The sequence below is a fragment of the Microbacterium sp. NPDC087591 genome (assembly GCF_044743625.1).
Classification (GTDB): domain Bacteria; phylum Actinomycetota; class Actinomycetes; order Actinomycetales; family Microbacteriaceae; genus Microbacterium.
In genome coordinates this window covers 1,719,811-1,746,579 of sequence record NZ_JBIUWU010000001.1, presented here as the reverse complement: position 1 = coordinate 1,746,579, position 26,769 = coordinate 1,719,811, and the positions used below count along the sequence as shown (strand labels likewise).

The window sequence follows — 26,769 nt, the reverse complement described above, 5'->3', positions numbered from 1 at the left end:
ACCGCGTCCCGGCATCCGATACCGTCTCAGCCCGCGCGACATCGCGGGTGCCTCGTGGGGGTTGTTCTCCACGGGGCATCCGCCGCGCCATCGAGGGGGTCTCGGCAGGCACATCCTGCGAACTGCGGGAGAACCGGCGCCCGTGCGGGGAGGCCGATCGTCGGGTCACGACGCCTCAGAGTAGTCCCCCAGGGGGACGAGGATCGTACCGCGGGAGGATGTCTCGGCGCGCGCAACCCGGCAGGCTCGAATCGTCGATCGTGTCGCCGGAGCTCAGTCGCCTCTCATCGCGCTAGGCCGGAACCACAGGATTCGGCACGGGGCGACGAGAGTCGAGTGCTCACAGGCGGCTTCCGCGTCGCGCGCGTGCCACTGTGCCCGCCGCTGCGACCCCGCACAAAGGACCTCACCGCTCCATGTCGTTCCTCACACGCAGCAGCCTGAAGAATCGCCTCATCCTGTCGCTTGCGACACTCGCGATCGTCGCTCTCGGCCTGATCTCGATGGGCTCGCTCAAGCAGGAGCTGATGCCGTCGTTGCAGGCGCCCATGGCGTTCATCTCGGCGCAGTCGCAGGGTCTCGCGCCCGAGGAGATGGCGAGCAGCGTGACCGAGCCCGTCGAGCAGGCCGTCCGTGCCGTCCCCGGCGTGACGAGCGTCACCTCCACCACGTCCAGCGGGGGTGCGCAGATCCTCGTCGAGTGGTCGTTCGGTGAGAACGACGAGGAGACGTTGCGCACGATCCGCAGTGCCACCGAGTCGTTGAAGCCGAGCTTCCCGTCCGGCACGGAGGTCCAGGTGGCGTCGGGCGGTGCCGGTGACCTGCCGGCGATGGTGCTGAGCGCGGGCACCAGCGGCGACCAGGAGACGTTCGGCGACGCTCTGCAGCAGACCGTGGTCCCGGCGCTCAAGGGCGTACCCGGTGTGCGCGGCGTCGAGCTCGCGGGCCAGGAGACACAGCGCATCACGATCGACCTCCGCCCGGCAGATGTCACGCGCCTGAAGGTCGAGCCGTCGACGCTCGGGCCGATCCTCGAGGCGCACGGCGCCGCCCTTCCGGCAGGGCAGGCGGATTCCGCCGAGGGCCCTCTGTCGATCACCGTGGGGTCGCGACTCGCCACTCTCGAAGACATCCAGGCCCTCCCTGTACCCACGCCCGAGGGCGCCGTCACTGTCGCCGATTTCGCCGATGTCTCGATCGAGACCGTGCCGGCACAGACCATCTCGCGGGTCAACGGCAACCCGTCGCTCACCCTCCAGATCATCCCGTCGCAGGGAGCCAACGTCGTCGACATCTCGCACGGCGTGAACGCCGAGCTCGACCGGCTCGCTCCGATCCTCAAGGCGGAGTTCGTGACGATCTTCGACCAGGCGCCCTACATCGAGCAGTCGATCCACGACCTCTCCGTCGAGGGCGGGCTGGGCCTCCTCTTCGCGGTGCTCGTGATCCTCGCGTTCCTGCGCTCGTGGCGTTCGACGGTGATCGCGGCCGTGTCGATCCCGTTGTCGCTGCTGATCACCCTCGTGGGCCTGTGGTGGAGCGGCAACACCCTCAACATCCTGACCCTCGGCGCGCTCACGATCGCCATCGGACGTGTCGTCGACGACTCCATCGTGGTGATCGAGAACATCTCGAGACGCCGCGGCGACGGCCCGCTCACCACCGATGGCATCGTCGCCTCGGTGCGCCAGGTGGCCGGTGCCATCACCGCCTCGACACTCACCACCGTCGCGGTCTTCCTGCCCATCGCCTTCGTCTCCGGTATCGCCGGGCAGCTGTTCCGGCCGTTCGCGGTGACGGTCTCGATCGCCCTGCTCGCCTCGCTCGTCGTCTCGCTGACGATCGTGCCCGTGCTCGCTTCCTGGTTCCTCAACAGGGCCCCGAAGCACCGTGCCGCAGACGCCGATGCGGCTCCTGTGGCCGAGGGATCGGCGGACGAGGCAGCGCTCGCCGCGGAGGCGTCGGAGGCGACGGCCCCTGCTGCGGCTCCTGCGGTGGCGGTCGCGCAGAGGCCCGCCCCCGAACACGAGGTGACGTCCGAGCTCGACGAGATCCACACCGCACCTGACCGCCTGCAACGCACGTTCATGCCGGCCCTGAACGCGACCCGTCGACACCCGGTCATCACCCTGGTCGCCTCGGCGCTGCTGCTCGTCGCGACGCTGGGCATGACGCCGTTCATCCAGACCGACTTCCTCGGCTCATCGGGTCAGGCGAGCCTGCAGGTCGTGCAGACGCCCCCCGCAGAAGCGACGGCCGACCTGGTCGCGGCCGCGGAGCCGGTCGAGAAGACGCTCGGGAAGATCGCGGACATCGACGACATCACCACCTCGATCCCGGTCCCCACACCCGGCACCCCGACCTCCATCACCTACGACCTGCGGGTGAAGGAGGGCGCCGACGTCGCCGCGGTCGAGTCGACGGTGCAGAAGGCGTTGGACGGCCTTGCCGACAGAGGGAAGATCGAGCTCGCTTCGCAGGATGCCTCCCTCGCGGGTGCCGGTGACGGCATCGCCCTGGCGATCCAGGGCAACGACCCGGCCGCGCTTCGGACCGCCAGCGATCTGCTGGAGACACAGCTCGCCGACGCCGACGGGGTGCGATCCGTGAAGAGCGAGCTCGCGGGCGAGCAGCCGGTGCTGCGCGTGAAGGTCGACGAGCCGCTGGCCGCGCGCCTCGGCTTCGACCGGGCCACCATCGCGAAGGCCGTGCAGGAGGCGCTCTCGGGCACCACGGTCGGCACCCTCATGTACGAGGGCCGAGAGCGCGACATCGTCGTGCGCACCCCGGGCTCGGCGCGAACCGCCGACAAGCTCGGCGAGATCATGCTGCCCGTCACGGCTCAGCAGACTGCCGAGGCGCAGAAGGCGGCCGCCGACGCGCTCGAGGCCAAGGCCAAGGCCAAGGCCGACGAGGCCAGGGCCGAGGCCGAGAACGAACTCGACTCGCAGATCGACACGGCCACGAGACAGCGGGCTGAGCTCGCGGGTCAGATCGGCGCCCTGAACCAGCAGCTCGCGGAACTGTCGGCGGCACCGGTCATCCCCGCAGACCCGCTGAGCCCTGAGGACGAGGCCGTGCTCCAGGCGCAGACGGAGCGCGCCGAGCAGCTCGCGGCGCTGCAGAGTGCGATCGAAGGCGCGCAGTCCGGCATCAACGCGGCGGACGAGCAGATCAAGGCCCTGCGGCAGAGTCGCGCCGACGCCGCCGCCCAGCAGGTCGAAGCCGAGGCCGCCGAGGCGGAGCAGAAGGCGGCCATGGAGGTCACGGGCACGGCGATCCCTCTCGCCGCGATCGCCACGATCGAGGAGGAGCTCACTGCTCCGACCATCACCCGTGCGGAAGGCGAGCGTCAGGTCACCCTCACGGTCACGCCGGAGAAGGGCGGTCTGTCGGCGGCCAGCCGGGCGATCGACGAGGCGATCGCCGAGACCGATCTGCCGGCGGGGGTCACGTTCGAACAGGGCGGCGCGTCCGCCCAGCAGGACGAGGCGTTCAGTCAGCTCGGCCTGGCGATGCTGGGGGCGATCGTTCTCGTGCTGCTGGTGATGGTGGCGACGTTCCGCAACTTCCGCGGTCCGCTCGTGCTGCTCATCTCGATCCCGTTCGCGGCGACCGGCGCGATCCTCGGGCTCCTCCTCACCGGTACGCCGATGGGGCTCCCGGCCCTGATCGGACTGCTGATGCTCATCGGCATCGTCGTGACGAACGCCATCGTGCTGATGGACCTCGTGAACCGGCTCCGGGTGGCGGGAGCGAGCCTCGATGAGGCCGTGGAGCACGGAACGCGTCTGCGTCTGCGTCCGATCCTGATGACGGCCGCCGCGACGGTGTTCGCGCTGGTGCCGATGTCGCTCGGCCTGACCGGTGGCGGCGTGTTCATCTCGAAGCCGTTGGCGATCGTGGTGATCGGCGGGCTGGTCTCATCGACGCTGCTCACCCTGGTGCTCGTGCCGGTCCTGTACACGCTCGTCGAGCGCAGTCGGGATCGCCGGATCGCCAAGCGCGCCGAGCGCCGGGCCCGCCGTGAGGAACGCCGTGCCGCCTCCGCCGACGAGTCGACGAACGTCTTCGAGGTCGTGGCCGAGAGGGAGTAGCCCGGGGGCTGCGCCTCAGCATCCCGCCACCTGCCTCAGCATCCCGCCACCTGCAGGAGGATCGGCGACCTGCAGGAGGAATCCGGCCCGGATCCTCCTGCAACCCGCCGAATCTCCTGCAACCGGCGCCGGAAGCGACCCCGGCAACACAGAACGCCCCCTGTCCCGGAGGACAGAGGGCGTTCGGAAGGTGTCGTGCCTTACTTGGCGGCGACGACCTGCAGCGTGATGACTGCGGTCACGTCGTCGTGCAGACGAACGGTGGCCTCGTGGTCACCGGTCGACTTGATCGGCGAGGTGATCTGCACCTTGCGCTTGTCGATCGAACCGAGACCGGCTGCCGCGACAGCGTCGGCGACGTGCTCGGTCTTGACCGAACCGAAGAGGCGACCAGCGGCGCCCGCCTTGACGGCGAGACGCACCTTGGTGCCCTCGAGGGCGGCCTTCAGCGCGAGAGCGTCGTCACGGTCGTGGATCGCACGTGCCTGACGCGCGGCCTGGATCGAGGCGACCTGCTTTTCGCCACCGCGGGTCCACGCCGTAGCGAAACCCTGGGGGATGAGGAAGTTACGGGCGTACCCGTTCTTGACCTCGACCACGTCACCGGCACTACCCAGCCCGGCGACCTCGTTCGTGAGAATCAGCTTTGCCATCTCGATACCCCTTACCGGCCGGCGCCAGCGTAGGGCAGGAGCGCCATTTCGCGCGCGTTCTTGATCGCCGTGGCGATCAGACGCTGCTCCTGCACCGAGACACCGGTGATACGACGGGCGCGGATCTTGCCGCGCTCCGAGACGAACTTGCGAAGGGTGGCGACATCCTTGTAATCGATGACACCGACCCGGATGGACTTCGCGGGAGCAGCGTTCTTCGCGCCCTTCCGCGGCTTGCGGCGGTCGCCGCTCGACTTTCCAGCCATGGTTCTTCCTTTTTGATGAGCGGCCCTTCGACGAGCTCAGGGACCCAGACGGGTCGAGCTCAGGGCCTGAGTTTGATCAGAACGGGGTGTCGTCGCCGAAGCTGCCCGGAGTGCTCCAGGCATCTGCACTGGTCGACGAGCCGGGCGTGGACCACGGCTCCTCCGACACCTGCGCGGGACGAGACTGCCCGCCCCCGGCACCGCCGGCTCCACCGGCACCGCCGTTCGAGGCAGCGCGGGTGACCTGCGCGGTGGCGTACCGCAGCGAGGGGCCGATCTCGTCGACCTCCAGCTCGATCGCCGTGCGCTGGTTGCCCTCGCGGTCCTGGTAGGAGCGCTGACGCAGGCGGCCCTGCGCGATGACGCGCATGCCCTTGGTCAGCGAACCCGCCACGTGCTCCGCGAACTCGCGCCAGACGGATGCGCGGAGGAACAGCGCGTCGCCGTCCTTCCACTCATTCGCAGCACGGTCGAAGTTGCGCGGCGTGGAAGCGATGGTGAAGTTCGCCACCGGCAGCCCGTTCTGCGTGTAGCGCAGCTCGGGGTCGGCCGTGAGGTTGCCCACCACGGTGATGACGGTTTCGCCGGCCATGAGACTTAGGCCTTCGCAGCCTTGGCGGCCTTGCGGGCTGCCTTCTCTTCGGTGCGCTTGGCCTCGGTGGCGACCATCGCCTGAGCCTCTTCCGAACGAAGAACCTTGGTGCGCATGATCTGCTCGTTCAGCTTGAGCTGACGGTCGAGCTCCTGCGTGGCCTCGCTGGTCGCGGTGAAGTTGACGACGGCGTAGATGCCCTCGTTCTTCTTCTGGATCTCGTATGCAAGACGGCGCTTGCCCCAGATGTCGACCTTGTCAATCGAGCCACCATCGTTGGTGATGACCTTCAGGAACTTGTCGAGCGTCGGGGCTACCGTGCGCTCGTCGATCTCGGGGGTCAGAATGACCATGAGTTCGTACTGGTGCGTCACTTACCCACCTCCTTCGGACTAGAACGGCTCTCGGGACTTTCCCGGGAGCAGGAGGGTGTGTGAACGTGTCGGCCCGAAGCATCCAGATCGGATGCCGGTAGGCAGACAACCTGCCCAGTCTAGCGGAGTCCCGGGCGTGGCGCGAACACGGACGCCCGGGACTCCGCAGGGCGTCGTCCGTCAGCCGGCGATCACCTCGGCGACCGTGCGTGCAGCCACTGCCGGGATGCCGAGTCCGGTGAGACGGATGTCATCGACCTCCAGTCCCGCGGGAATCCAGCTCTCTCCGAACAGCACGGCGGCGGCTGCACCGGCCAGTGCAGGCAGCGATGCGGCGTTCCGCGGCTGCGCGAGCGCCCCGAGCAGCAGGTCGTCCGCGCTCCGGGCCGTCGCCACGTGCGCGAGCAGGAAGCCGAACGTCTCGGGTGCTGCGATCGGGTAGCTGTAGACCCAGTCCCCCACCTGGGTGCTCAGGCGGCGCGCGCGGTCCAGTGGGCCCGTCGCCTCGGCCGCGACCCGCAGCGAAGTCTCCGCCATCCGCCGGCTCCAGGTGTTCTCGGGGAGCTGATCGACCGCGACCCGCACGGCGTCGGCCGCCGCGGCGCCATCGACCAGCGCACCGAACAGCGCCGCACTGGCCCTGGCACACCAGAGGCCGTCGAGCGAGTGGGTGACGGCGGCATCCGCTTCTGCGGCGTCCAGAGCTCCGTTTGCACCGTGAACCGCGACGGCGGCGAGCGCCCGCACCGTGGCGATGTCATCGAAGTAGTGGGCGTTGTCGTGGCCGGACTGCGGCGGCTCGGCGCCGGCGCGCAGGTTCTGCAGTGCCAGCTTCGTGCCGATGCGGGCGCGCAGCCCTCCATCGGGGTCGGCTTCGAGCTCGGCGAGTTCGCGCCATTCGGTCAGGCCCAGCCCGCGTGCGTGCTGGCGTGCGGAGAACGCGAACCACTCGATGTTCTCGCCCGGTCCGGGATGCAGCGTGGTGGGCGGGGCCGCATGCGTGAACGGACGCGGAACGGTCGTGGTGCGGTCATCGTCGCCGAGCTTGGCGAGAATGCGCACCCGGTTCACACGCTTGGGCGGGAGCGCGTAGACGCGGAAGTCGGCGTTCATCGACGACGCGGACTCGCCGGCGACGATGCCCCGGGTGAGCAGATCGATCAGGGGGGTGGTCATGCGCGCGCCTCCTCGACGATGCGGGTCAGGGTGTCGGCGGCATCCAGCGGGTGGATCCCGGCCATCGAGCGGATGCACGAGCCCACGACCGGACGCAGTCCTGCCACCCACTCCTCGGGCAGATCGCCGATGCCGGAGATCGCGCCCCCGATGCAGCCGGCGATCGCCGCAGTCGTGTCGGCGTCTCGTCCCATGTTGACGGCGAACAGGATGCTGTCAGACGCGCGCCCCTCGGCGTGCAGCACCGAGGCCATCGCGAGCCCGACCGCTTCGGGCGCAAGGTCGGCCCAGAAGTAGTCGGCCACGGCGAGGCGGTCGTGGAGCGCGAGCGCGAGCGCGTCGTCATCGAGTCCGGAACGAACCAGGTCGCGCGCATCACGCAGGTTGCGGGCCGTCCAGCTGTCCGCGGGGATCGCGGCGAGCCCTGCGTCGTAGCAGGCGGCGGCATCCGCTCCGGTGAGAGCGGTGGTCACGGCGACCGCGACGACCACTCCGGCCCAGATGCCTTCGGTCGTGTGGCTCACCGCACCGTCGGCCTCGGCCAGGCGACGGGCGAGGTCGACATCTCCGTCCGCGACGATGCCGAGCGGGCTGACCCGCATCGCGAGCCCGTCGCTCCAGCCGTGCATGGTGTCGCCGCTCAGGGGCGGGCGGATGCCGCGACGCAGGTTGTCGATCGCGGCCATCTCGCTGAACCCCCCGCCCTTGAAGTCGTCAGCCTGCGGGAGCACGTCCTCGATCCAGGTCTGCGCGAAGTCATCAGCTGTGGCATTCACGCCGACGCGCTGCACGGTCTTCGCGGTCAGCAGGGCATATTCGGTGTCGTCGCTGCCGGCCGGTTCCGGATCGAGGTACCCGGTCACACGGCCATGGGCGGCCTGGATCTCGGCGGCGGAGAAGCCTTCGACCGGCCGACCGATCGCATCGCCGATGGCGAGTCCGGCCAGCGAACCACGGACGCGGTCCTGCAGGGTCGGCGTGGGAGAAGTCATGAACGTCCTTGTCTCTGGGAATGAGCGGAATGAGCGGGGACCAGCGCGAAGGTGCGGCGGGCGAGGTCGTCGATCTCGACACCGTCGAGCCCGGGAAGGCTCGTCGCGATGCAGTTCTGCAGAGGATCGGTGAAACGAGCGGGCAGGCCGTCGATGCCCGCGAGCCCGCCGAGCACCGAACCGACGGTGGCTCCCGCCGAGTCGGTGTCCCACCCCGTGATCACCGCCAGCGGCACTCCGCGGGCGAAGTCTCCGCCACTGCGCGCCAGCGCGAACGCGATGAGGGCCGCGTTGTTGATCGTGTGCACCCAGTGCAGGTGGCCGTAGGCCTCGTGCAGCGCGTCGATGGCTGCCGCGTCGTCGAGGTCGCCGCGCCCGAGCGCGGCTCCGAAGGCGATCGCCCGCCCGAGGTCGCTCCCTACGGGAACGGCGGTCGCTGCGAGATCGAGCACCTCGTCGACGGATGCCGCGACGAGCGAGGCCGAGGTCAGCGCCGCCGCCCACATCGCTCCCCACAGCCCGTTGCGGATGTGGCTGAGGCGAGCATCCGTCCAGGCCATGCGGGCCGCTTCGGTGATGTCACCGGGGTTGATCCAGCCGTAGACGTCGGTGCGGATGAGGGCGCCGATCCACTCGCGGAACGGGTTGCGCACGCGAGCAGCCTCATCCGGGCGATAGCCGTCGAGGAGGTTGCGATACGCGATGCGCTCAGCGGTGAAGGTGCGTCCCGCCGGGAGGTCTGCCAACCACGCCTGTGCGATGTCGTCGGTCGTGAACCCGCGACCCGCGGATTCGAGCACCCGGAGGTTCAGGAGCGGGTAGTTGAGATCGTCGTCCTCGGGCATCCCCGCGATGTTCTCGACCAGGGAGTTGACCGCCGAGCGCCGGTTCCATGGCCAACGGCGTGCGACGTCGTCCGGCAGCCCCTGCGCGGTGAAGTACTCCGTGAGCGGCCAACGACCCGTCGCCCGCAGGATCTCCTCGATCCCGGCGCGCGGGATCTTCTCGACGGGCTTTCCCCACAGACACCCCGCCGACCGCCCGGCCCAGGCGCCGTGGATACGGCCGAGGAGAGCGGCGTCATCCGGCGTCGCGATCGGTGCGGGCGTGCCGGTGAGCTCGGCACGTACCTCGTCCCATGTCGTCGCCTCCGGCTCCGCGGGGGCAACCGCGTCGAGTTCGATCAGCAGCGCGCGGGCCAGCATCCGGAGGTCGTCGGACGCCGCATCCGCTGTCGCCCCGCCGCGCACGGGGTCGAGCGTGCCGCCCGCCGCGGTCCAGCGGGCAGCGATCGCCTCGACGTGCTTGCCTTCGGCACGCGCCTGCACCAGCTCGTGCGGCAGCAGGTCTTCCGGCTGTGCCCAGGTCAGGCGCATCACGCCTCCCGGAGCGAGGCCACGCGGCGCAGGTCGGCCTCGGCGCGAGCCGCGTCCTTCTGCATGACATCCACCGCGACGCTCGACAGCAGTGCGGCGTACTCATCGAAGTCGACCCGACTGGCCGTGGCGATAGTGTCGAGCATGTCGGACGGGATCACGGCCTGACCGCCGATGCCGGCGGCCAGACTTCCGGCCATCGATGCGATGGAGTCGGAGTCTCGACCGTAGTTCACGGCGCCGAGCACGGTGGGAAGGAACGCTCCCTCGTGCGCGACGAGGAAGCCGAGCGCGACGGGCAGCTCCTCGATCGACTTGGTCCGAGACGGCACTCGCGCATCCATGAGCGGCTCGCGATACGCGTCTCCCACGGTGTCGAAAGGACGGATGGCATCGCGCAGGGCGAGCCCGATCTGCTCCTCGTCGGCATCGGGCCCCAGGCCGCGGGCCGCATCGACCACCGCGCGGATGGCTGCAGCCGTGCCGTCGTGGGCGACGCGCAGCGCGGCGTCGATCACCGAGTCGACCGTGGCATCGAGAGCGACGGAGGCGGCGACCGCGGCGGCGAACACCCCGGCGGCTTCCCGTCCATAGCTCGACTGGTGAGCCCCGGCGACGTCGATCGCTTCGGCGTACGCCGCCTCGGGATTGCCCGCGTTGACGATGCCGACGGGTGCCATGTACATCGCGGCACCGCAGTTGACCACGTTCCCGACGCCCGCCTCCCGTGGATCGACATGGCCGTACTGCAGACGCGTGACCAGCCACTTCTCGGCGAGGAAGATGCGCTGCAGCAGGATCGATTCGCGCTCCAGCTCCGGGATCCAGCGGATCTCGGTCTGCAGCAGCGGCACCAGCAGCTCGGCGACGGCGAACGCGTCGATGTGGTCTCGACGTTCTGCGTACACCCGGATCAGCGCCTGCGTCATCAGGGTGTCATCCGTGATGTGCCCGTCACCCTTGTGGTACGGGCTGACCGGTCGAGCGGTCTGCCAGTCCAGGTGATAGGGCGGGACGATGCCCGTGATCGGACCCCCGTACCGCTCTTTGATCTTCTCCGGACTGAAGCCTTCGGCCGCCCCACCCAGGGCGTCGCCGATGGCCGACCCCGCGAGCACGGCCGCCGTGCGTTCCCGAATCCAGCTCATGCCATTCCTCTCTTAAAGGTGGGGCGGATGCGTACATCCGCCCCACCGTCGTCAACCGTTGACCTGTGCCCAGCCGTCATCGAGCTCGGATGCCAGGCCCTTGTCGTCGATCTCTCCGCCCAGGAACTTCTGGAACGCGGGAGTCGCGACGGTGTCCTTCCAGCGCACGAAGCCGTTCGCCTGCAGGAAGGCCGGTCCGTCGAGGCCTTCTGCCGACTGCACGATCTCGGGCCAGCCGTTCTGGTCGGCCGTCTGCTCGGCGAGCGCCTCACGTGCCGAGATCGTCGTGGGGATGAGTCCATCGGCGATGTTCATCTTCACGAGGTTGTCGGTCTGCATGAAGTAGTCGAGGAACTTCGCGGCCTGCTTCTGGTACAGCGAGTCGATGTTGATCGACAGCGTCTGCGGGTTCGCGGCCTGCACCGCTCCCTCGGATCCGGCGAGCGGCGGCAGCACGATCCAGTCCATGTCGGCCGGGGCATCGGTGGCGATGTTCGCCACCTGGTACGAGCCCTGAACGGTCATGGCGGCCTTGCCCGCGTAGAACGTCGCCAGCACGTCGGAGCCCGACTGCGTGACGCCGATCGGGTCCACGGAGCCATCCTCGATCATCGACCGCACACGGTTCGGCACCTCGAGGTCGGCGTCCTTCACGTCGACCTTCATGTCGTCGCCCTCGCCGGTGAAGTACTCGGAGCCGAAGCCCATGCCGAGGCTCATGAACGCCGCGGTGGGGCTCTTCAGCCCCCACGTGATGCCGTGCACATCGCCGGACGTCGTGGCCTTGGCGATCTCGTCGAGCTCATCCCACGTCATGGAGTCGCCCGTCGGGATCTCCACGCCCGCCGCCTCGAGCAGCTTCTTGTTCGCGAACACGACGTAGGTCTGCAGTTCGGTCGGGGCGCCGATCATCTGGTCGTCCACCGTCACCGAGGCGAGCACGCCGGGGTCGATGTCGTCGATGGTCTCCTTGCTGAGCAGTTCGCTCAGGTCGGCGAGGTAGCCGTCACGGGCGAAGGGCACGATGCCGAGCACCTCGTAGTGGATGATGTCGGGCGCGACCTCACCCGCGAACTGCGTCGTCAGCTTGTCGTCCAGACTGTCGGTCGGTGCCTGCACGATCTCGACCTGGATGTCGGGGTTGTCGTCGTTCCAGGCATCCACGATCTCCTTGGTCGCCTCGATCGCGGCCGGCTGGTCGGAGAACGACTGGAAGGTGATCGATACCGGCTCGCCGTCGCCGGCGTCGTCGGTCGTGTCGCCGCCCGCGGAGCAGGACGCGAGGGTCAGCGCCGTCACCGCGGCTGCGGCGAGCGCGATGGACGCGCGATGAAGCTTCTTCACTTCATACCTCTTTCTTTATGTGATGGGAATTGCAGGAAGTCCATGTGTCCAGCTCAGCCCTTGACGGCGCCGGAGAGCAGGCCGGTGGCGAGACGCTTCTGCAGCAGTGTGAAGAAGACGATGCTCGGGATGCTCGACAGCAGAGCCCCGGCGGCGAGCGGCCCGACCGCGACCTTGCCCTCGCCGCCGACGAACGTGCTGAGGGCGATGGGGAGCGTGTAGTTCTCCGGCGACTGCAGCAGCACCAGGGCGAAGAAGAACTCGTTGTACGCCGAGACGAAGCTGAACATCGCTGTCGCCACGAGCCCCGGCATCAGCAGCGGAAATACGACCCGCTGCAGCGTGCGCGCCTTGTTGGCACCGTCGATCGACGCGGCCTCTTCGATGTCGTACGGGATCGCCGCGACGTATCCCTGCAGCATCCAGAGCGAGAACGGCAGGGTGTAGACGGAGTAGACCGCCACGAGCCCGAGCAGGGAGTCGACCAGGCCGGCCGACCGCAGGATGAAGAAGAGCGGGATGACGATGAGGATCACCGGGAAGATCTGGCTCACCAGGATGTAGCCCACCCCGATCGATCGGAGCTTGCCCTGGTACCTCGCCATGACGTACGCGCCGGGGATCGAGAGCAGCGTGACGATGATCGTCGTGGCGATGGCGACGAGGAGGCTGTTGCCTGCCGCGCGCACGAGCCCCTGCCGCTCCAGCGCCACCACGAAGTTGTCGATCGTGGGCTGCAGGGGGAACAGGTTGACGGCGAGGGAGTTGATCTCGGCGGACGACTTGAACGCGGTGGAGATCAGCCACAGCAGCGGGAAACCGAGGAAGATCAGGAACCCCGCGAGGGCCACGTACTGCAGGATGCGGACCAGTGGCTTCTTGGTGCGCCGATTCATCGTTCTGCGCTGCTTCTTCGTCGTGTTCTGGGTGACCATGGCGCGGGTGACGGTGCTCTGAGTCATCGCGGGCTCCTCTCCGGACGCAGCTGACGCCACAGGGCGATCACCAGGATCACGACGAGGAAGATCACGATGACGTCACCCATCGCCGCCGCCCCTCCGGTGTTGCGGGACTTGAATGCCTCGAGGTACGTGAACAGCATCGGCAGCATCGTGCGACCTCCCGGACCGCCCTCGGTCATGACGTAGACGATGCCGAAGGAGTTGAAGTTCCAGATGAAGCTGAGGCTGGCGATCGAGAAGATCACCGGCCGCAGCGCCGGCAGGGTGACGCTGATGAACCGGCGCCAGGTGCTCGCGCCGTCGACGGCGGCCGCCTCGAGGAGCTCGCCCGGCACCTGCTGCAGGCCGGCGAGCAGCACGACGGTGTTCTGCGGCATGCCGACCCACACTCCGACCAGGATGACGGCGGGAAGGGCGAGTCCGAAGTCGCCCAGCCAGTTGATGTTCTCCGGCCCTCCCAGCGATTCGATCAGCCAGTTCAGCGGCCCGTTGGTCGGCGAGTAGATCATCTGCCACATCACAGCGACCACGACGGGCGGCATCGCCCACGGGATCAGTGCCAGCACGCGGGTGATTCCACGGAAGCGCAGATCGGTGTTGAGCAGCAGCGCGAGGCTGAGTCCGCCGATCAGCTGCAAAGCGGTCACGGTGACGGCCCAGATCATGCCGATCCCGAACGACTGCCAGAACTGGGTGTCGGAGCCGAGCTTGATGAAGTTCTCGAATCCGACGAACTGCGTCTCGTGGTTCCGGGCGAGGCGCGAATCGGTGAACGCCGTGGCGACGCCGATGAACAGCGGGATCACGCTGAGCGCGAGGATGGGGATCAGCGTCGGGATGACGAGACCGAGCGCCTCGTTGCGGCGCGAACGGGCGAGGCCGCCCGGCTTGGGCGCGATCCCCTTCGTCGTGGCCGTCTTCACAGCTGTCGAGCTCATGCGGATTCCCCGATCGTTGACGCTCGGATGACGAGAGTGGCCTCGACCGTCTCGCGCCGTGTGGGGCGCGAGGGATCGGCGAAACGCTCGCTGAGCATGCGTGCGGCGATCCGCCCCCGTCGCTCGGACTGGAGGGAGACGGAGGTCAACGGCGGGCTGTAGAGCGCGGCCAGATCGGTGTCGTCGATGCCGGTCACGGCGATGTCCTCCGGTACGCGCAGACCCTGCCGGCGGATCGCGTTGATGGCGCCGATCGCGATCAGATCGTTCGCGCAGACGATCGCGTCGATCTTGTCGCCGCTCTCCGTCGTCGCGGCGAGCAGCCGCTCGGCGGCATCCACCCCTGCGCCGACGGTGAAGTCGGCCGCGGTGATCTGCAGGGCATCGGTGCGCGTCAGTCCGTGGCGCTGGACGGCGGCGGCGAATCCGGCGCGGCGGGCCGCACCGGGGTTCGTGTTGCCCGGCCCGTTGATCACGCCGATCCGGGTGCGCCCGATCTCGACCAGGTGGTCGACGACCATCCCGACGGCCACCGCGGAGTCGACGAAGACGCTGTCGATGCTGAGTTCGGAGTGCAGGGTGCCGATGACCACGACCGGCACGACCGTGTCGGCGAGCGCCTGGCGAAGCGCGGGGGTGACGCGCAGGGGCGAGATGATCAGGCCGTCGCCGGCCCCCATGCTGAGCATGCGCACGAGTTCGACCGTCTGGTCGGGGCGGCGGCCGGTCGCCGAGACGCTGATCCGCGTCGTCTCTCCCAGCTCCTCCTCGATCGCGCGCAGCATCTGCACGTAGTTCGGGTTGCCGATGTCGTCGACGGCGAAGACGACCTGGGGATGACCGCCCAGACGCAGTGAGCGCGCAGTGGCATCGGGCAGGTAGCCGATGCGCTTCGCCGCCGTGCGCACCTTTCGCACCATCTCCGGGCTCGCGGAACGGCCGGTGAGGGCGCGTGATGCGGAAGCGAGTGAGACACCGGCCGCGGCGGCGACCTCGTGCAGAGTCGGCTTCGTCCCCATGATTCTCCTCGTCGAGCGGAAACGTTTCCACGGTGCGATTTGGAAACGTTTCCAAATCGGCGCTGGTTGGGCTCCAGGGAATCTAGGCGGACTCCCTCCGGGTGTCAAGACCTCGGTTCGGTCATCCCCAGAATCCGTTCTGCGCGCCCTCGCATCGCGGGGTCGACCATCTCGCCCGAGGCGAGGGTCATGACTCCTCCCCCCTGCAGCACCGAGAGGACATCTGTCGCCCAGGCGACCTCGGCCTCGGTGGGGGCGAAGATCGAGGCGATCACCGCGAGCTGCAGCGGATGCGCAGCCATCCGTCCGAACAGGCCGAGATCGGCTGCGCGGCGGGTGTCGTCGGCCAGCCCTTCGAGGTCGCGGATCGCGGGGTACACCGACGCCATAGGTGCAGGCAATCCCGCGGCGCGCGCCGCGAACAGCATCGACAGCCGCGCGTGCGTGATCATCGCCTCCCCTCCCCCGACCTCGCTGCGCAGATCGCTCTCCCCGAGCGCGAGGGCGACCACGGCCGGATGCTCAGAGATCGCGACAGCGTTCACCACCCCACGAGCGGACTCGAGCAGGGCGATGAGCGGCCGTCCCGGTGCGAGCGCGAGCGCATGGTCGAGATCGGCGACGCCCTCGACCTTCGGCAGGCGGATGCCGATCTCGGGCGCCAGCGCCGACACGGCCTGCAGATCCCGCTCGTCGCCCGCGTTCACGCGCACCTGCACCGCGGCACTCCCCCGCCGCCCGTCGCGGAGCCACTCGACCACGGCGTCGCGCGCCGCCGACTTGCGCTCCGGCGCGACGGCATCCTCGAGGTCGAACACCAGCAGATCGGCACCGCTCTCCTCAGCCGAGAGGAAGCGGTCAGGACGATCCCCCGGCACATAGAGACCACTGCGGTAGCCGTCCATCACACCGCTCCCCGTGTCTTGAGGCGCGCGATCTCCGCATCGGAGAGACCGGCATCGCGCAGCACCTCGTCGGTGTCGGCGCCGTGTCTCCGCCCCGTCCACCGGATCGACCCGGGCGTGCGCGAAAGGCGGAACAGCACGTTCTGCATCGCGACGTCGCCGAGGTCGTCGTCGTCGACGCGCACGATCGTGCCCAACGCCTGATACTGCGGGTCCTCGACGACGCCGCGCACGTCGTAGACCGGGGCGATGGCCGCTGATGCCGCCTCGAACACCGCGACGACCTCGTCGGCATCATGAGCCCCGATCCAGGACTGCACCGCCTCATCGAGCTCGTCAGCGTGCAGCGCCCGCTCATGTCCTGACCGGAACCAGGGCTCTTCGATCAGCTCGGCACGCCCGACGACGGTCATCACACGCTCAGCGATCGACTGCGAGCTCGTCGACACCGCCAGCCACACGCCGTCGCGGGACCGGTAGACGTTGCGCGGAGCGTTGTTGACCGAGCGGTTGCCGGTGCGGGGCTGCACCATGCCGAGCTGATCCCACGCGGTGATCTGTCCGCCCAGCAGCATGAGGATCGGTTCGATGATCGCCATGTCGACGACCTGACCGTGGCCGTCACGCTCGGCGCTGCGCAGCGCGGCCATCACGGCATAGGCGGTGGCGAGAGCGGCGATCCCGTCGGCGAGACCGAACGGGGGAAGCGTGGGCGGGCCATCCGGGTCACCCGTGAGGGCGGCGAAGCCGCTCATCGCCTCGGCGAGACTGCCGAAGCCGGGCCGCGCGGAGTACGGACCGAACTGCCCGAACGCGGTCACCCTGGCCAGCACCAGCCGAGGATTCGCCTTCTGCAGACGTTCAGGCGAGAGCCCCCAGCGCTCGAGTGTGCCGGGGCGGAAGTTCTCGATCATGACGTCGGCATCGGCCACCAGCCGCAGCAGCACCTCGGCGCCGGCGGGGTCGCTCAGATCGATCGTCACGGTGCGCTTGTTGCGCCCGAGTGTCTTCCACCAGAGGTTCACACCGTCCTTCTGGGGTCCGTGCCCCCGCGAGGCATCCGGACGTATCGGGTGCTCCACCTTGATGACATCCGCACCGAAATCCCCGAGGAAGGTCGCCGCCAGAGGCCCGGCGAACAGCGTGGACACGTCGAGCACGCGCACCCCCTCGAGGGGTGCCTGTGGAACAGTTCTCAAATCTTCCCGGTCCGGCACCGAGACATGATAGTCACACGCCCTCCAGGGATCGACCCTCCGGCCGCCCGCTCAGAACCGCCGCCGCGCCGTGCGCACCACGAGGAACATCAGGTAGACCCCGCCGAGCACGAGGGTGACGACGCCGACCGGCAGCGCGTGCTTCGGCACGGCGTTCTGTCCGATGATGTCGGCGAGCGAGAGCAGCGTCGCTCCCATCAGCGCGGTCGCGATCAGGTGCGCCGGACCGTTCTTCGCGATCAGCTTCGCGAGGTGCGGAGCGGCGAGTGCGATGAACGCGATGGGACCGATCACCGCTGTCACCACACCGATCAGGCCGACCGCGATGGCCACGAGTCCGGCCTTGGTGAGACCCATCCGTCCACCCAGGCCGGTGCCGATGTCGTCGCCGAGCTCGATCAGCCACAGTCCGCGCTGCGCGAGCCACAGCACGATCATGAGCACTGTCACGACCGCGATCGGCAGCAGGGCTTGCGCCCAGCCGACACCGTTGAGCGATCCGGCATCCCAGATCGCGGCGGAGATCGCGACCTCGCGCCTGGCCCGCAGCAGCATCCATGCATTCAGGGCGGCGAGCACTGCACTCACCCCGATGCCGACGATCACGATGCGGTAGCCCAGTGCCCCGCGGCCCGCGATCAGCAGCGCGACCAGTGCCGCCGTGGCGAAGCCGCCGAGCACCGCACCGATCGCGACGGCGAAGCCCGATCCGCCCCCGGTGGTCATGACGATCAGCGCGCCCGTGTAGGCACCGGTGGTGAGCCCGATCACGTCGGGGCTGCCGAGCGGATTGCGGGTGATGGTCTGGAACACGGTGCCCGACAGTGCGAGCGCGGCTCCGAAGAACACGGCGGCGAGCGCCCGCGGCAGCCGCCAGTCGACCACCACCATCCGGATGCCCCCGTCCGTCTCGAACAGCGCCTCGATCACCCGCAGCGGCGGGATCACGGTGTCGCCGATCGACAGACTCGCGAGGAACGAGAGCAGCATCACCGCGGCGAGCGTGCCCATCGCCCACCACCCGCGCCGGCCGAGGGGGCGGCGGGCGCGGCGGATGTCGGCGTGGGTCGAGGTGTTCACGTGGGTCGAGGTGTTCACATCTGCACCGGATTCCTGCGGCGGCCGATCCAGATCAGGAACGGCGCGGCGATGAACGCCATCACGATGCCGACCGGCACCTCCTGCGGGGCGATGATGATGCGTCCCACCACATCGCCGAGCACCACGACGATCGCTCCGATCACCGCGGCCAGCGGCACGATCGCCTTCTGCGAAGAACCGACCACCCCGCGTGCGATGTGCGGGGCCGCGAGGCCGAGGAATGCGATCGGACCCGCCACCGCCGTCGCCGTTCCCGCCAGCAGCGTAACCGCAGCCACCGCGCCGGTGCGCATGCGTCCGATCCGCACGCCCAGCGCCGCCGCGGTGTCGTCGCCGAGGGCCAGCACGTCGAGGCTGCGGGTCATCAGGAGCGCCAGAATCAATCCCGCCGCGATCGCGGGGCCGGCGACCGTGAGGATCGACAGGTCGCGTCCGGCGAGCGTGCCGGATTCCCAGCTGCGCATCTGCAGGAAGGCCGTCGGGTTCAGCAGCACGAGGGCCGTCGTCACGCCACCCAGCACCGCGGCGAGCGCGACGCCCGAGAGCACGAGCGTGACGGGGCTCCCTCCCCCGGCCGCTCCGAGCAGCACGACGGCGACCGTCGCGAGGAGCGCCCCGCCGAGGGCGAAGGCCATCAGGTGCGGGAAGTCGTGGAGTCCGAGTGCCGCCACGGCGATGGCCACGGCCACGGATGCGCCCGCGTTGACCCCGAGCAGTCCCGGATCCGCCAGCGCGTTGCGGGTGAGTCCCTGCATCACGGCTCCCGCCGCACCGAGCGCCAGCCCCACGACGAGGCCGAGCGCGGTGCGCGGGATGCGCGATTCCCGCACCACGAGCTGCAGGTCGCTGCCGTCGAAGTGCGCGATCGCGGCGAAGACGGTGTCGAGCCCGACCGGCTTCGTGCCGACGGTCAGCCCGATCACGGTCGTGAGGGCGAGCGCCGCGACCGCGAGCACGACCACGAGCGCGACCCGACCGGTGGAGAGCCGGCGCGGATCGCGTCTCGTGCGTGCGGCGGTGGTCACTCCGCGGTGCGGGCCGGCCCGTTCCCGGCGACGGCATCGGCAAGGGCCGGCACCAGGGAGTCCAGGACGTAGGGCAGGCTCAGCGGCGACGTGAAGTAGATCGCACCGGCCGTGATGCCGTCGGTGTAGACGACCTTGTCGTTCTTCATGGCGTCGATCGCGGTAACGAAAGGCTGCGCCTCGAGCGCGGTGACGTCGTCGTCGGACTCGGTGCCCCAGATCAGCACATCGGCCGCGTTCAGCACATCGAGGTTCTCGACCGGGATGTACGCCTGGCCGCCCGAGCTGTCATCCGGCGCGTAGGCATCGATGTCGGCGGGGATCGTGAACCCGAGGTCGGTGAGGAAGTCGGTGCTCAAGCCGTCCTGGTAGGCGATCGCGGCGCCGTCGTAGATCGCGTTCTGCAGGAACACGATCGAGGTGTCGGCGAACTCGGGGTGGGCGGCGGCGGCTTCCGCGAACTGCGCGTCGATGTCGTCGACCAGCTTCTGCGCCTCATCGCCCAGTCCGACGGCCTCGCCGATCTGCAGGGTCTGCACATCCCACGGCTCGAAGTACATCGAATAGTCGCCCGAGTGGGCGACGGTCGGGGCGATGTCGGAGAGGCGGTCGTAGTCCTCCTCCGTCATCCCGGCGTTCGTACCGATGATGAGGTCGGGGTCGAGCAGGGCGATCGCCTCGAAGTCCAGGCCGTCGGTGGTGGTGAGCACCTCGGGCTCGGAGTCCCCACGCGCCGCGTCGGCCCATGGCCAGGACGCGAACTCGTGGTCGCCGTACCAGTCGGTCACCCCGACCGGCGTGAGGCCGAGCGCCCAGAGGGTGTCCTGCTCGGTGTAGCCGACCGTCACGATGCGCTCGGGTTGCTCGGCGATGGTGGTCTCGCCGTAGGCGTGGTCGACCGTGACCGGGAACGCGCCGGGATCGGCGGCGGGTGCCGAGCCATCCGTGGTCGATGTCGACGGCGAGCAGGAGGTGAGGACGGCCGCGGCGAGCGCAGCGGCGAAGAAGGCGGTCAGCGCCTTCGAACGGGAGAGAGGCATGGCGGGGACCTGTTCCGTGAGATAAGGGTTGCCTAAGCTTATCTGGCAGAAGTGAACGCGGCGCGCTCAAAGTAGGGAATCTACTGGGGTGGCTGATCTTCCTGGCGGCGCTGACGACAATGGCGCAGGCTTTCGAAGTGCCGGGCCGCGCTAGACGATGCCGCCTGACCGCGCTCGAGAATAGTTGCAACCGGTTCCTGTGCGATCAGGGCGTTGTGTTCGTTGTTGCGAGCACAATCTGCTCGGCCGTCCCATTCGTCCCCATCGAGCCCGAGTCTTCTCCGGCGTTGGCTCCGCATCGACGATAGTCACCATGCTCTTCGCGAAACACCGTGACAAGCGAAGCACTCGACGTCTGACCGGCCTAGTGCGCACGTGTCGTGAGCGAAGCCCATGTGTCGTTCGCCACACAAGGAACCCTAGCCGCTCTCGCGAAGGCCTTAAAGATCAAGAAGGCAAACATCGTCAAAGTCACCGCGCTAGCTGACCGCATCCGAAGCCATGAAACCGGCGCGGTGGTGTTCCTGCTCGATGATTACTGCGGCACGGGTACCCATCTATCTAGAGAGCTCGACTCTCTCACTGAGATGATCGTCAGCATGGGCGAGGAGTGGCGAGAGAAGGTCCACGTTGTCGTTGGCGCCAGCGTCGTTGGAGATGAAGCGGATCTTCCCCGGTCCGATGGACCTGTCGGGGTTGAGACGGTTGGTGGGACATATCTTGGTGACCGCTTCCGACCATTCAGTCCTAAATCTGGAGTCTTCGACACTGAGAAGGAACGTCGTGACGCGGAAGAGATGACCAGCTCGATTGGAGGTGCGCTTATGCCCAACAATCCACTTGGATTCGGAGGCCGCGCTCTTCTCACCCTGCTGGAGTTCAACTGCCCAAACAACGTTGCGCCAATATTCTGGAAGTCAGGCGTCGTCTCCGGCACTCCTTGGATCCCGCTATTCGAGCGTGCCACCTGACTCTGGCACGATCTAGACCTCAGTTCAGGACCGGGGGATCTCCGACCAGATGATGCGCTCCTCGGTCGTCGGCGCGACGGGGATGCGACCGGCGCCGTCCGGCTCCGGGATCGCGGCGAGCAGTGCCCGCGTTTACGGATGCTGCGGATCAGCCCACACCCGGTCGGTCGGACCCGACTCCAGCACGCGTCCTCCGAACATCACGAACGTACGGTCGGCGATGCGGCGCACCACGGCGAGGTCGTGCGAGCTCCGGCAGCTTCAGCGGGGTCGATCCGTCCTGGGTGGCGCTGACAAGCACCGTTCACAGGTTGCGACCTCGTCGGCAGACGTGCTGCCGACAGCACCCGCACAAACATCCTTCTGCTCAATAGAGAGGGACTCCATATCGAGTGCGATCATCGTGCGCAGCAGTGAATCGAGAGACGAACCACCCAGCCCGGTTTCGAGACGACGGTACGTGTGCACAGCGATCTCAGCCTGATACGCGACGTTCTCCTGCGAGATTCCGCGCATTCGACGAGCGCAACGAACTTGCCTCGCGATGTTGAGAACAGCCCAGTCTGTTTTCGCCATACACCCCCCGGCGATGGATTGTCGAAACTACATCTGACCCGCGGACGCAGTACACGAGAATCTAGCGCGGCAGGGCACCACCCGCCACAACATTGGTCTGATATACCCCCTCGTGCGTGTCGTCAAGGCAATCTGCGCTGTGGTGCTGTTCGCCGCTATGCAGTTCCCTCTTCCTAAGCGTCACCGCGGCGCGCCAAAGGAGGAACTGAAATGACGCATGCAACAACAACGAAGCAGGTTCGACGCACGCCGAGAAAGAAGATGGTCGCAGCAACACTCGCCGTCCTGTTGTCGTTCGCGGCAGTCGGCTTGGGTGCGGCCCCAGCGAACGCTTCTGACACCCGATGCACTGCCAACCAAGTCGGCATCAACTGCGGCATCATCTACAACACCTCGTCCGTGAACATCAGAATCGGCACGAACTTCTCCCCCACCATCAGCAGTGGCGTGGGCACGGTGACCGGCGTGACCGCCACGCTCAACGCTTACAGAAACTCGAACGTCTTCAAGGATTCGTCTGGACGCTTCTACGACTGGGATGCGGTCTATGTCGGCCCCAAGTCCTGCCTCTTCATCAAAGTTGGCCCCGGCCTGGGCAGTTCCACGTCCTACCGGAACACCGGTACGGCAGGAGTCTGGTTCAAGGTGAACAATCTCGGCGGGAACGTCACCGGGCTCCGTGCCTGCTAACGGGCACGCCCGGGTCGGTCAGGAGGCTCGCCAGCCCCTTGACCGACCCGGTAGCATGCGCATCATGAGTCTCGATCAACGCCTCCGAAGATGGACCCGGTTCGCGAGCGCGACTGTCCTCATCGGAGCCTCGCTCTGGATGGTGTGGGTCACATCGTCGTACTGGGCTCCCTGCGCCGGCGCGACCTGGATCGAGATGAATCCGGCCTGCGCTGAGGCCATTTCGTCGTTCGACCTCACGCCTCTCCTCACCCTGTGGGGGATCATGGCCACGATCGTCATCGCACTCGTGGTCGCACGCATCGTGCCGAGACGCCCTATCGGCGCAGTGGCGATAGTGACCGTTGTTCTCGCCTTCCCCCTCGCAGATTCCGGATTCTTCTGGGTCGAGTGGGCCAGCGCAGACGGCATCCCCGGACAGGGGCTCTGGACGGCTTGCTGCCTTGCGGCGACCGGGCTGATTCTGCTCTACCCGTCTCGACGCGTCGGTTCGAGCACGCCGCGCGAGGCGGTCGGGGGTGCAGTCCCGGAGCAATCGTCATCAACTACTGCACTCACCTGAGGGCATGGTGGCCCCTCGCCCGACGGGACCGCCGGGCGAGGGGAGCGAGAGGGCCGACGAACCCGACGAGGGCCGACGGATGAGGCGCGCGAGCGACCTCAGTTCAGGACCGGGGGGATCTCCGACCAGATGATGCGCTCCTCGGTCGTCGGAGCGACGGGAATGCGACCGGCGCCGTCCGGCTCCGGGATCGCGGCGAGCAGTGCCCGCGTGTACGGATGCTGCGGATCGGCCCACACCCGGTCGGTCGGACCCGACTCCAGCACGCGTCCGCCGAACATCACGAACGTGCGGTCGGCGATGCGGCGCACCACGGCGAGGTCGTGCGAGATGAACAGCATCCCGGCTCCGGCCTCTGCCACGAGATCGCGCATGAGTCCGGCCACGCTCGTCTGCGTCGAGGCGTCGAGTGCCGAGATCGGCTCATCCGCGACGAGCAGCGAGGGCCGGGCGGCCAGCGCGCGGGCGATCGCGATGCGCTGCTTCTGCCCGCCCGAGAACTGGTGCGGGAACCGCGTGCTCACGGTCGTCGGCAGCCCGACGCGCTCCAGCCACTCCTCGACGGTCGACCCCTCCGCACCCCGTGCGCGAGCGGTGGCGATGCCGTCGGCGATCTGCTCGCCGATCCGGCGCCGCGGATTCAGCGAGGTCGACGGATCCTGGAACACCATCTGGATGCCGGTGAGCGCGATCGAGCGGCGGCGGATGCCGAGCGGCGACACGGGAGCATCCCGGAAGAGCACCGTCCCGCCCGCGGTCTTCTCGATGCCCACCACGGCACGCGCCAGGCTGGACTTGCCGCTGCCGGACTCGCCGACCAGGGCGACGGTCTCACCCGGGGCGACGCTGAGCGAGACCCCGTTCACGGCGATGACGGGTGGGTTGCCCGGGTAGCGCACCACGATGTTCTGCGCGTCGAGAACGGCGACCTCACTCATCAGCGGCCTCTCCCTCGGGTGCTTCCTCGATCTTCGAACCGGGCAGCGCCGCGAGCAGCGTGCGCGTGTACTCGTGCTGCGGCGAGAGGAACAGGGTCTCGCGTTCGGCCCGCTCGACGATGCGTCCGTCCTTCATGACGGCCACCTCGTCGGCGATCGCGCTCATGACGCCCAGGTCGTGCGTGACGAGCAGCACAGCCAGGCGTCGTTCGGTCGCGAGGTCGCGCAGCAGCCGCAGGATGCCGGCCTGCACCGTGACGTCGAGCGCGGTGGTCGGCTCGTCCGCCAGCAGCACGTCGGGGTCGCACGCGAGGGCGCAGGCGATCGCGATGCGCTGACGCTGTCCGCCGGAGAACTGGTGCGGGTAGCGCTTCAGGGCCTCTTCGGGGTTGGGCACCTGCACGGTCTCGAGCAGTTCGACCGCCCTGGCACGCGCCGCCGCCCCCTTGAGGCCGAGGTGCACGCGCATGTGGTCGGTGAGTTGGCGGCCGACCGGCAGCTGCGGATGCAGCGACGCCGAGGGGTCCTGGAAGATCATCGCGATGCGCTTCCCGCGGATGCGGTTGAGCGCGCGACGTCCGAGACCGACGAGCTCATCGTCGCCGAGGCGGATCGACCCACCGGTGCGCGCCTGGCGCGGCAGCAGTCCGAGGACCGCCAGCGAGGTCAGCGTCTTGCCGGAGCCGGACTCGCCGGCGAGACCGTGGATGCGCCCGGGCGCGAGGTCGATCGACACGCCCTTGACGAGCGGGCGGCCGATGTCGATCGTGAGGTCGCGGATGCTCAGCGTCGGGGCGACGGTGGTCGCAGCCCCCTGAACCGGCGTGCTCTGGGCGCTCATGCGGCGACTCCCGTCGCGGAGGCCTTGTGCTCGGCCTGCTTCTCGTGCGTGATCTCGGCCGTCGGGTCGAGCACATCGCGCATCGCGTCGCCCAGGAAGTTGAACGCGAGCACCACGGTCAGGATCGCGAGTCCGGGGAACACTCCGAGCCACCAGGCGTCGAAGTTCTGCATCGCGCCGGAGATCATCGATCCCCACTCGGCCGTCGGCGGCTGTGCGCCGAGACCGAGGAAGGAGAGTCCGGAGAGGAGCAGGATGGCCGCGCCGATGTCGAGCGTCGCCAGCACCAGCACGGGCCCGGCGATGTTCGGGAGGATGTCGACGAACAGCGTCCGCAGGGGCGAATGGCCGAGCAGCCGGCCGGCGATCACGTAGTTCTGACTGCGCAGACCGAGCACGATGCTGCGGGTGACACGGGAGTACTGCGGCCACGACACCACGATCGCGGCGATCACGGCGTTGAACAGCGAGGGGCCGAGCGATGCCGCCACCACCATCGCGAGGATGACGGTCGGGAACGCCATGAACAGGTCCGTGATGCGCATCAGGGTCTCATCGAGCCATCCGCCGAAGTATCCGGCGAGCGCACCGATCACGGTGCCGATGATCATGGCCGCGATCACCAGGGTGAGCGCGAGCGGCAGGCTCACGGTGGCACCGGTCATCAGACGCGAGAAGATGTCGCGCCCGTTGCCGTCGGTGCCGAGCAGCGTGTCGATTCCCGGCGGCTGCAGGCGCGGGAGCACCTGGGCGTTGGGGCCGAACGGCACCCACCACTGCGCCGTGAAGGCGACGATGACCCAGGCGCCCGCGATCACGGTGCCGATGATGCCCAGCGGGGTGCGCCAGGCTCGGGGCCACCGGAAGCGGAAGCGTCCGGCCGGGGTCGCGGCGGCGATGCGGCTCATGCGATCCTCACTCTCGGGTCGAGGACGCCGTAGAGCAGGTCGACGACGAAGTTGATGAGGAGGTAGATGAATCCGACCACGAGACCGACGCCCATGATGCCGGGCAGGTCGAGGTTCGCGGCCGAGTTGTAGGCGTAGGTGCCCAATCCCGGCCAGGCGAAGACCGACTCGACGAGCACCGTCCCCGAGAGCAGCGCCCCGAAGGCCACACCGACGACGGTCAGGATCGGCAGCGAGGCGCCACGGAGCACGTAGTCGAGGATCACGCGCATGGCCGGGAGCCCCTTGGCCCGCGCGGCCCGCACGTAGTCGCTGCCGAGCACTTCGAGCACGGATGTGCGGATGAACCGGGTGAGCAGACCGATCGTGACGAGCGACAGCACCATGACCGGCAGGGCGAGGTGCGCGAGGGCGTCGAAGAAGCCGACCGCGTCGCCGTTCAGGAGGTAGTCGACCGTGTAGAGCCCGGTCACACGCGGGGGCGGGGTGATCGACGGGGAGATGCGTCCGGAGCCGGGGGCGATGCGCAGCTCCAGGAAGAAGACGTAGAAGCTGACGAGCGCCAGCCAGAAGGTCGGCACGCTGAGTCCCACGAGCGTCACCACCCGGATGACCTGGTCGGTGACCAGTCCGCGCCGGTAGGCGGCGAGCGTGCCGAGCACGATGCTGACCACGAGGCTGAGGATGATCGCGCCGATCGCGATCTCGATCGTGGCCGGCACCGCGGTGGCGAGGTCGCTGGTGACCGGGCGTCCGGTCACCAGCGACGTGCCGAGGTCCCCGCGCAGCAGGTTCCCCATATAGATGAAGTACTGCACGAACAGTGGCTGGTCGAGTCCGTGCTCCCGGATGAACGCCTCGCGCGTCGCCGGGTTCTGGGACGCGCCCTCACCGAGTGCGGCCGAGACCGGGTCTCCCGGCACCAGGTTGGTGAGCGCGAACGTGACGATCGTCACGCCCACCAACAGGAGCAGGGAGGTGCCGGCCCGCCGCAGCAGGTATCCGAGCAGAGGCGACCGGCGCCGCTGCGCCTGCCTCTGCACCGCCACTGTCGTCAT

25 protein-coding genes are annotated in these 26,769 nt (G+C 68.5%); 4 read left to right on the top strand and 21 right to left on the bottom strand.

Going from position 1 to position 26,769, the window contains the following annotated elements:
- The first annotated feature begins 416 nt into the window (after positions 1 to 416).
- Entirely contained in the window at positions 417 to 4,097 is a 3,681-nt protein-coding gene (locus tag ACIOVG_RS08215; protein WP_400871380.1) for an efflux RND transporter permease subunit, read from the top strand.
- Between the two features lie 200 nt (positions 4,098 to 4,297).
- On the opposite strand, the gene rplI is transcribed toward ACIOVG_RS08215, so the two are convergent.
- The 17 genes from rplI to ACIOVG_RS08130 form a co-directional block, all read right to left on the bottom strand.
- On the bottom strand, positions 4,298 to 4,750 hold the full coding sequence (gene rplI, locus ACIOVG_RS08210; protein WP_400871377.1) for a 50S ribosomal protein L9: 453 nt from the start codon (positions 4,748 to 4,750) through the stop codon (positions 4,298 to 4,300).
- A gap of 11 nt (positions 4,751 to 4,761) precedes the next feature.
- Positions 4,762 to 5,016: a 30S ribosomal protein S18 gene (gene rpsR / locus ACIOVG_RS08205; protein ID WP_017203799.1), complete on the bottom strand. Its 255-nt coding sequence runs from the start codon at positions 5,014 to 5,016 to the stop codon at positions 4,762 to 4,764.
- 76 nt (positions 5,017 to 5,092) lie between these two features.
- Positions 5,093 to 5,608 carry a single-stranded DNA-binding protein gene (locus ACIOVG_RS08200; RefSeq protein WP_247628406.1) on the bottom strand — a complete coding sequence of 172 codons (516 nt, stop codon included), beginning with the start codon at positions 5,606 to 5,608 and terminating at the stop codon, positions 5,093 to 5,095.
- A gap of 5 nt (positions 5,609 to 5,613) precedes the next feature.
- Positions 5,614 to 5,982, bottom strand: a complete 369-nt coding sequence (gene rpsF / locus ACIOVG_RS08195) for a 30S ribosomal protein S6 (RefSeq protein WP_363556967.1) — start codon at positions 5,980 to 5,982, stop codon at positions 5,614 to 5,616.
- Between the two features lie 180 nt (positions 5,983 to 6,162).
- Complete coding sequence (locus ACIOVG_RS08190; protein ID WP_400871373.1) at positions 6,163 to 7,158, bottom strand: ADP-ribosylglycohydrolase family protein; 996 nt, start codon at positions 7,156 to 7,158, stop codon at positions 6,163 to 6,165.
- On the bottom strand, positions 7,155 to 8,150 hold the full coding sequence (locus tag ACIOVG_RS08185) for an ADP-ribosylglycohydrolase family protein (protein WP_400871370.1): 996 nt from the start codon (positions 8,148 to 8,150) through the stop codon (positions 7,155 to 7,157). The genes ACIOVG_RS08190 and ACIOVG_RS08185 overlap by 4 nt, the downstream gene beginning before the upstream one ends.
- The gene (locus ACIOVG_RS08180) at positions 8,147 to 9,526 is read right to left on the bottom strand and encodes an ADP-ribosylglycohydrolase family protein (protein WP_400871367.1); all 1,380 of its coding nucleotides are present in this window, start codon (positions 9,524 to 9,526) and stop codon (positions 8,147 to 8,149) included. Before ACIOVG_RS08180 ends, ACIOVG_RS08185 begins: the two co-directional genes overlap by 4 nt.
- Positions 9,526 to 10,674 (bottom strand): ADP-ribosylglycohydrolase family protein, encoded by a 1,149-nt coding sequence (locus ACIOVG_RS08175; RefSeq protein WP_400871364.1) that lies wholly within the window; start codon positions 10,672 to 10,674, stop codon positions 9,526 to 9,528. Before ACIOVG_RS08175 ends, ACIOVG_RS08180 begins: the two co-directional genes overlap by 1 nt.
- Positions 10,675 to 10,725: 51 nt before the next feature.
- A complete protein-coding gene (locus tag ACIOVG_RS08170; protein ID WP_400871361.1) occupies positions 10,726 to 12,018 on the bottom strand; it encodes an ABC transporter substrate-binding protein in 1,293 nt (430 codons plus the stop codon).
- Positions 12,019 to 12,071: 53 nt separating this feature from the next.
- A complete protein-coding gene (locus tag ACIOVG_RS08165; protein WP_400871358.1) occupies positions 12,072 to 12,980 on the bottom strand; it encodes a carbohydrate ABC transporter permease in 909 nt (302 codons plus the stop codon).
- A complete protein-coding gene (locus ACIOVG_RS08160) occupies positions 12,977 to 13,918 on the bottom strand; it encodes a carbohydrate ABC transporter permease (protein WP_247628414.1) in 942 nt (313 codons plus the stop codon). Before ACIOVG_RS08160 ends, ACIOVG_RS08165 begins: the two co-directional genes overlap by 4 nt.
- Complete coding sequence (locus tag ACIOVG_RS08155) at positions 13,915 to 14,937, bottom strand: LacI family DNA-binding transcriptional regulator (protein ID WP_247628415.1); 1,023 nt, start codon at positions 14,935 to 14,937, stop codon at positions 13,915 to 13,917. Before ACIOVG_RS08155 ends, ACIOVG_RS08160 begins: the two co-directional genes overlap by 4 nt.
- Before the next feature lie 104 nt (positions 14,938 to 15,041).
- Positions 15,042 to 15,842, bottom strand: coding sequence for an HpcH/HpaI aldolase/citrate lyase family protein (locus ACIOVG_RS08150; RefSeq protein ID WP_400871354.1), 801 nt, complete (start codon positions 15,840 to 15,842; stop codon positions 15,042 to 15,044).
- Complete coding sequence (locus ACIOVG_RS08145) at positions 15,842 to 17,059, bottom strand: CaiB/BaiF CoA transferase family protein (RefSeq protein ID WP_400871351.1); 1,218 nt, start codon at positions 17,057 to 17,059, stop codon at positions 15,842 to 15,844. The genes ACIOVG_RS08150 and ACIOVG_RS08145 overlap by 1 nt, the downstream gene beginning before the upstream one ends.
- Positions 17,060 to 17,110: 51 nt before the next feature.
- Entirely contained in the window at positions 17,111 to 18,157 is a 1,047-nt protein-coding gene (locus tag ACIOVG_RS08140; RefSeq protein WP_400871349.1) for a FecCD family ABC transporter permease, read from the bottom strand.
- Positions 18,154 to 19,185: a FecCD family ABC transporter permease gene (locus ACIOVG_RS08135; RefSeq protein WP_400871347.1), complete on the bottom strand. Its 1,032-nt coding sequence runs from the start codon at positions 19,183 to 19,185 to the stop codon at positions 18,154 to 18,156. Before ACIOVG_RS08135 ends, ACIOVG_RS08140 begins: the two co-directional genes overlap by 4 nt.
- Positions 19,182 to 20,225, bottom strand: coding sequence for an ABC transporter substrate-binding protein (locus ACIOVG_RS08130; RefSeq protein WP_400871345.1), 1,044 nt, complete (start codon positions 20,223 to 20,225; stop codon positions 19,182 to 19,184). Before ACIOVG_RS08130 ends, ACIOVG_RS08135 begins: the two co-directional genes overlap by 4 nt.
- A 380-nt stretch (positions 20,226 to 20,605) precedes the next feature.
- Between ACIOVG_RS08130 and ACIOVG_RS08125 the strand changes: the two genes are divergently transcribed.
- From ACIOVG_RS08125 to ACIOVG_RS08115, 3 genes are all read left to right on the top strand, one after another.
- Positions 20,606 to 21,196: a hypothetical protein gene (locus ACIOVG_RS08125; RefSeq protein WP_400871343.1), complete on the top strand. Its 591-nt coding sequence runs from the start codon at positions 20,606 to 20,608 to the stop codon at positions 21,194 to 21,196.
- A 786-nt stretch (positions 21,197 to 21,982) separates the two neighbouring features.
- Positions 21,983 to 22,462, top strand: a complete 480-nt coding sequence (locus ACIOVG_RS08120; RefSeq protein ID WP_400871340.1) for a hypothetical protein — start codon at positions 21,983 to 21,985, stop codon at positions 22,460 to 22,462.
- Between the two features lie 64 nt (positions 22,463 to 22,526).
- Entirely contained in the window at positions 22,527 to 23,024 is a 498-nt protein-coding gene (locus ACIOVG_RS08115; protein ID WP_400871338.1) for a hypothetical protein, read from the top strand.
- A gap of 98 nt (positions 23,025 to 23,122) precedes the next feature.
- Here the strand turns inward: ACIOVG_RS08115 and ACIOVG_RS08110 are convergent, their stop codons facing one another.
- The 4 genes from ACIOVG_RS08110 to ACIOVG_RS08095 are packed head-to-tail and all read right to left on the bottom strand — an operon-like array spanning position 23,123 to position 26,769.
- Positions 23,123 to 23,962: an ABC transporter ATP-binding protein gene (locus ACIOVG_RS08110; protein WP_400871335.1), complete on the bottom strand. Its 840-nt coding sequence runs from the start codon at positions 23,960 to 23,962 to the stop codon at positions 23,123 to 23,125.
- The gene (locus ACIOVG_RS08105) at positions 23,955 to 24,803 is read right to left on the bottom strand and encodes an ABC transporter ATP-binding protein (protein ID WP_400871332.1); all 849 of its coding nucleotides are present in this window, start codon (positions 24,801 to 24,803) and stop codon (positions 23,955 to 23,957) included. The genes ACIOVG_RS08110 and ACIOVG_RS08105 overlap by 8 nt, the downstream gene beginning before the upstream one ends.
- Positions 24,800 to 25,711 (bottom strand): ABC transporter permease, encoded by a 912-nt coding sequence (locus tag ACIOVG_RS08100; RefSeq protein WP_400871329.1) that lies wholly within the window; start codon positions 25,709 to 25,711, stop codon positions 24,800 to 24,802. Before ACIOVG_RS08100 ends, ACIOVG_RS08105 begins: the two co-directional genes overlap by 4 nt.
- Positions 25,708 to 26,769 carry an ABC transporter permease gene (locus tag ACIOVG_RS08095; RefSeq protein ID WP_247628421.1) on the bottom strand — a complete coding sequence of 354 codons (1,062 nt, stop codon included), beginning with the start codon at positions 26,767 to 26,769 and terminating at the stop codon, positions 25,708 to 25,710. The genes ACIOVG_RS08100 and ACIOVG_RS08095 overlap by 4 nt, the downstream gene beginning before the upstream one ends.